The sequence below is a fragment of the Polaromonas sp. P1_E3 genome (assembly GCF_056405935.1).
In genome coordinates, this window is the sequence record NZ_JBFUBD010000620.1 from 1 (window position 1) to 1182 (window position 1182).

Here is a 1182-nt window from a genome sequence, read left to right on the forward strand (position 1 = left end):
GTGAAGGACAGTCAGTTGCCGCGGAGACCGTCAAACCGCTGCCGGCAGCGGTGGCGATGACTGGGGTCGGATTGGTAACTGACCCCAAGCCTGTCATTCCTCCGGAGCAGATCAATGAAACATTCCCAGGCGCCAATGCCGGTGCCGCAGCTGTTGCCGGGTCTTCCTCTTCCCTTGCTGCCACTGAAACTACTTCCTTGCCTGTTCCCGCGCCTGCTACGGGGCCATCTGCTTCGCCTTCGGTTGTCGGCAGTGTTGCCACGCCAGCAGCACCTGTATTGCAAGCAGCGCCTGCCGGTATTGTGACTTTTCGTGCCAAAGGGGAATCTTGGGTAGAAGTGACGGACGCCAGGGGAGCGGTTGTGCTGCGCCGAACCCTGACTGCCGGAGAGGTCGCGGGTGCGTCCGGGGTGCTGCCGCTGGCTGCGGTGGTGGGCAAGGCGGATGTAACGCAAGTGCAGGTGCGCGGCCAGGTTTTCGATCTGAGTAGCGTGGCCAGGGACAATGTTGCCCGATTTGAGGTGAAATAATGTCGAAAGGCGGCCTTCCGATCGAATCTGCTTTTCCCAAGCCGCGGCGCTCCCTCCAATCGCAGGTGTCGTGGGGTGGCCGTATTCTGACTGTTGGCGGCGACGCGCCGGTGCGTGTTCAGTCCATGACCAATACAGACACGGTCGACGCCATCGGCACCGCAATCCAGGTCAAAGAACTGGCGCTGGCAGGTTCCGAGATGGTTCGCATTACCGTCAACACGCCTGAGGCGGCGCRGGCGGTCCCGTATGTGCGTGAGCAGCTCGACCGGATGGGGATTGATGTCCCGCTGATTGGGGACTTTCATTACAACGGGCATCGGCTGCTGACGGACTATCCCGCCTGCGCGGAAGCTTTGTCCAAATACCGTATTAATCCCGGGAACGTCGGCAAGGGCGACAAACGTGACCGGCAGTTTGGCCAGATGATAGAGGTGGCCATGCGCTGGAAAAAACCGGTGCGTATTGGGGTGAATTGGGGCAGCCTTGACCAGGAGCTGCTGGCCAGCCTGATGGATGAAAACAATGCGCGTGCAGTTCCCTGGGATGCCAGACAGGTCATGTATGAGGCATTGATTACCTCGGCAATCGACTCCGCCCGGCGTGCCGAACAAATGGGAATGCCTCGGAACCAGATCATCCTTTCCTGCAA

Annotated in this window: 2 protein-coding genes; both read left to right on the top strand. The window is 60.0% G+C overall.

What is annotated here, in order from left to right:
• On the top strand, positions 1–530 hold a 530-nt coding region (locus tag AC1D0Z_RS22250; protein ID WP_477660319.1), incomplete at its 5' end, for a RodZ domain-containing protein.
• Positions 530–1182: flavodoxin-dependent (E)-4-hydroxy-3-methylbut-2-enyl-diphosphate synthase (locus AC1D0Z_RS22255; protein ID WP_477660320.1), on the top strand; the 653-nt coding region annotated here is incomplete at its 3' end. The genes AC1D0Z_RS22250 and AC1D0Z_RS22255, both read left to right, overlap by 1 nt.